General features: G+C 67.7%; 4 protein-coding genes. All 4 read left to right on the top strand.

Translation table 11 applies throughout. From position 1 onward, the window contains the following. On the top strand, nucleotides 1-694 hold a 694-nt coding region (gene prmB / locus AC1DOC_RS19825), incomplete at its 5' end, for a 50S ribosomal protein L3 N(5)-glutamine methyltransferase (RefSeq protein WP_478130338.1). A 142-nt stretch (nucleotides 695-836) separates the two neighbouring features. Further along, nucleotides 837-2,789, top strand: coding sequence for an ABC-F family ATP-binding cassette domain-containing protein (locus AC1DOC_RS19820; RefSeq protein ID WP_478129170.1), 1,953 nt, complete (start codon nucleotides 837-839; stop codon nucleotides 2,787-2,789). A 25-nt stretch (nucleotides 2,790-2,814) separates the two neighbouring features. Further along, nucleotides 2,815-3,318, top strand: coding sequence for a hypothetical protein (locus AC1DOC_RS19815; protein ID WP_012747818.1), 504 nt, complete (start codon nucleotides 2,815-2,817; stop codon nucleotides 3,316-3,318). Nucleotides 3,319-3,708: 390 nt separating this feature from the next. Continuing rightward, entirely contained in the window at nucleotides 3,709-4,425 is a 717-nt protein-coding gene (locus AC1DOC_RS19810) for a helix-turn-helix domain-containing protein (RefSeq protein ID WP_026284060.1), read from the top strand. The last annotated feature ends 288 nt before the right edge of the window (nucleotides 4,426-4,713 follow it).

Below are 4,713 nucleotides of genomic sequence, written 5' to 3'. Positions count from 1 at the left end.
GGTCGCGGCGCTGCTCGACGAACGCATCGCCACGCGCAAGCCCGCCGCCTATCTCACCAAGGAGGCGTGGCTGCAGGGCGTGCCCTTCTACGTGGACGAGCGCGCCATCGTGCCGCGCAGCTTCGTCGCCGAGCTGATCGCCGACGGCAGCATCGACTACTGGCTCGGCGAGCACACGCAGCGCGTGCTCGACCTGTGCACGGGCAACGGCAGCCTGGCAGTGCTCGCGGCCATGACCTATCCGGACATCACGGTCGATGCCGCCGACCTGTCGGCCGAGGCGCTCGAGGTGGCTGCCATCAACGTCACGCGGCACCAGCTCGATGCGCGCATCCGGCTGGTCGAATCCGACGGCCTCGCCAGCCTGCCCGGTCCCTACGACCTGGTGCTGTGCAACCCGCCCTACGTGAACAGCGCGAGCATGGCCGCCCTGCCCGCCGAATACCGCGCCGAGCCCGAACTGGCGCTGGCCGGCGGCGCCGACGGCATGGACTTCGTGCGCCAGCTGTTCGCCGACGCGCCTTCGCGCATGAGCGAAGAGGCCGTGCTGGTGCTGGAGATCGGCAACGAGCGCGAATACTTCGAGGCCGCCTTCCCGCAGCTCGAAGTCGTGTGGCTGGAAACCTCCGCGGGCGAGGACCAGGTCCTGCTCGCGACCCGAGCCGCGCTGCTGGCCGGCGCCGGCGTGCGTTAGCTGCGCCCGCCCGCTCCTTTTCCGCCGCTTTCCCGCAGCACGGCTGCGGCCCTCCTTTTTTGGGTGGTGTCCTCCCCATTTGCCCCTTCGCGCCAGGCCGCCACGGGCCGGGCGGGATAATCGCCCCTACGGTTCCTATTTCATGATTACTCTCAAAAACGTCATTCTTCGCCGCAGCGCCAAGGTTCTGCTCGACGGCGCCACCGTCACCATCAATCCCGGTGAGAAGGTCGGCCTCGTCGGACGCAACGGCGCCGGCAAGTCGACCCTGTTCGCGCTCTTCAACGGCTCGCTGCACGAGGACGGCGGCGACTTCTACGTGCCCAAGCAATGGCGCATGGCGCAGGTGGCGCAGGACATGCCCGAAACCGAGGAGTCGGCCACCGACTTCGTGGTGGGCGGCGACACCCGGCTGGCCGAACTGCGCGCCTCGCTGGCTGCCATCGAGGCCGCCTACGAAGCCAATCCCGACGACGCCGACATCGGCATGGAACTGGCCCACGCCTACATCGACCTGGCCGACGCCGGCGAGCACGACGCCGTGCCGCGTGCACAGGCGCTGGTGCTCGGGCTGGGCTTCAAGTCGCACGAGCTCGACGAGCCCGTCAACAGCTTCTCGGGCGGCTGGCGCATGCGCCTGCAGCTGGCCCGCGCGCTGATGTGCCCGAGCGACCTGCTGCTGCTCGACGAACCCACCAACCACCTGGACCTGGACGCGCTCGTCTGGCTCGAAGCCTGGCTGCAGAAGTACGCCGGCACCATGATCGTCATCAGCCACGACCGCGAGTTCCTCGACGCCGTGACCGACGTCACGCTGCACATCGCCAACGCCCAGCTCACGCGCTATGGCGGCAACTACAGCAAGTTCGAGGACATGCGCGCGCTGCAGATGGAGCAGCAGCAGGTGGCCTTCTCCAAGCAGCAGGACAAGATCGCCCACCTGCAGAAGTTCATCGACCGCTTCAAGGCCAAGGCCAGCAAGGCCAAGCAGGCGCAAAGCCGGGTCAAGGCGCTGGAGCGCATGGAAAAGGTCGCGCCGCTGCTGGCCGAGGCCGACTTCACCTTCGAGTTCAAGGAGCCGGGCAACATCCCCAACCCGATGCTCTCGATCAGCAACGCGAGCTTCGGCCATGAGATCGAGGGCGAAGAGCCCAAGACCATCCTGCGCGGCGTCAGCCGCTCGGTGCTCGCAGGCCAGCGCATCGGCATCCTGGGCGCCAACGGCCAGGGCAAGTCGACGCTGGTGAAGACCATTGCGCGCGAAATGGGCGCGCTGGCCGGCCAGGTCACCGAAGGCAAGGGCCTCAACATCGGCTACTTCGCGCAGCAGGAACTCGACGTGCTGCGCCCGCAGGACAACCCGCTCGAGCACATGGTGCGCATGGCGCGCGAACTGGGCAGCGCCGTCAAGGAAAGCACCGGCGAGCAGGCGCTGCGCGGCTTTCTTGGCAGCTTCAACTTCAGCGGCGACATGGTGAAGCAGCCTGTGGGCACCATGAGCGGCGGCGAGAAGGCGCGCCTGGTGCTCGCGATGATGGTCTGGCAGCGGCCCAACCTGCTGCTGCTGGACGAACCCACCAACCACCTGGACCTGGCCACCCGCGAGGCGCTGGCCGTGGCGCTCAACGAGTTCGAAGGCACGCTGATGCTGGTGAGCCACGACCGCGCGCTGCTGCGCTCGGTGTGCGACGAGTTCTGGCTCGTGGGCCGCGGCGTGGTCGCCGATTTCGACGGCGACCTCGACGACTACCAGCGCTACCTGCTCGACGAAGCCAAGCGGCTGCGCGAGGAAGCCAAGGTGGCCGTGCGCGAAGCCGCCAGCGCGGCCGCCCCGGCGCCCAGGCAGGACGCCCAGGACCGCCAGCAGCGCAGCGACCAAGCCAAGCCGATCAAGCGCGAGATCGCGCAGATCGACGAACGGCTGGTTGCGGCCGGCACCGAGCGCACCGCGCTCGAGGCGCGCCTGGCGCAGCCGTTGCCGCCAGCCGAGATTGCCGAGGCGGGCAAGCGGCTGAAAGCCCTCAACGACGAAATCGGCCGACTCGAAGAGCGCTGGCTGGCCCTGTCGGACCAGCTCGAGGCGCTCGCGGCCTGAGCTCTCTGCCAAGGAGACGCCCTGCATGCCGTCCGCCATCGAACTGGCCCGTGGTGACGAAAAGCTGATCGCGGCCATCCACCGCAGCCGCCGCCTGATCGGCCGCAAGGCGCTGATGGCCGCGGCCGCCAGCGCCGTGCCCCTGCCGGGCATCGACTGGGCGGCCGATGCGGCCCTGCTCTCGCGCCTGGTGCCGCAGATCAGCGCCGAGTTCGGCCTGTCCGTCACCCAGGTCGAAAAGCTCGCGCCGCACCAGCGCGAACGCATCCAGAAGGCCGCCACGACCGTTGGTGCGCTGCTGGTCGGCCGGCTCGTCACGCGCGACCTGCTGATCAAGCTCGCGCGGCACGCGGGCGTGAAGCTCACGGCCAAGCAGGCCGCCAAGTACGTGCCGATTGCCGGGCAGATCGTCTCCGCTGCGCTCGGCTACGCTGCCTTGCGCGCTCTCGGCGAGCAGCACATCAAGGATTGCGTGCGCGTGAGCGCGACGCTTTCTTTACCGCCTCCCGGACCGCACGCGCCCGCCTGAAGGCGCTGTCGTCGAACAGCGCGGTCCCGATCCACCCCGCGGCAACGAGGCCCGCGATCCCCAGGCCGGCCAGGCCATCGTCCTGCGAACGAAACCCATGGAAAAGAGCCGCGGCGGACAGCAGCGCCAACAGCACGCACAGCGCGCGGTCCAGCCACAGGCCCGGCGGCAGGAGCCTGCGCACAGCTCAGCTCAACAGGTGAATACGGGCTGAGCGCGGCGCCGCATCGCATGCGCGATGGCTTCGCTCTTCGCTTCGATTGGCTTGTTTGTGCTTCGGCCTCACGGCTTTGGGCGCCAGCACCAACTTGCGTGGTTTCATGGCAAATACTCCCTTTCAACTATTCTAGAGTCCAAAGTGAATATTCGCCTGCGCTTAAATCGGCGCCCATGGAGACTATTGCAGCGCGCGCATTGGCAGCGCGCAAATACGCCGGAATGACTCAGAAGCAAGCCGAAGCGGCTTCAGGCGTCAAGCAATCCAACATCTCGAAAATAGAACGCGGCGACACCGGCCGCTCGATGGCCCTGCTCGCGCTGGCACGCACCTACCGCGTCGACCCCAACTGGCTCGACACCGGCGATGGCCCCGCGCCATGGGACCCACCCCAGCCAGGCACGGCGCGCGACAACGCCAGCGAACCTCCGGGTGCCTACCGGGTCACGCGCACGCCGCCGTCGGGCCCCTCCTTCAATCCCGGCACGCCCGGCACCGTGCCCCTGATCGCGTGGACGCAGGTCGCCTCATGGAAGGGCGCCGCGCAAGGAACGATCCAGGCCGAGCGCTGGCTTCCCTGCGTTGCGCATCACAGCCCCGGCAACACCTACGCGCTGCGCGTGCGCGGCGACAGCATGACCGCACCGAGCGGCCACCTGAAGAGCTATCCCGCGGAGTCGATCATCTTCGTCGACACGCAGCGCACGACGCCCGAAGACGGCGAGCGCATCATCGCCAGGCTCGACGCGAGCAACGAAGTCACCTTCAAGGTCTTCAAGCAGGAAGACGGCCGCCGCTGGCTGCTGCCGCTGAATCCGAAGCACGAGCCGATCCGAAGCGCCTTCACGGTGCTCGGCACCGTGGTGGGCAAGTGGGAAGACGAGGACTGACCGAGCCTTGCATGGCGCGCGTGTTCAAGGCACGCGCCGAGGTCAGGTTGCGTGCAGGTTGGGGGAACATAGTGAAGGCTCTCCTGTGGCCTGCAATCCTCTGATCCTCCCTCCTCCAGCAGGCCATCTTCCAGCCCGCCCTCGCGCGGGCTGTTTTTTTGGCTGACGCGATCTGCGATCCGCGGGCAATAAAAAAGCCGCTCGGTGGAGCGGCTTCTTGGAGGGGTCTGGTAGGACGTACTGGATTCGAACCAGTGACCAACGGATTAAAAGTCCGCTGCTCTACCA

The sequence above is a fragment of the Variovorax sp. 01T439_2 genome (assembly GCF_056398445.1).
This window is presented reverse-complemented; position numbering and strand designations above follow the sequence as displayed.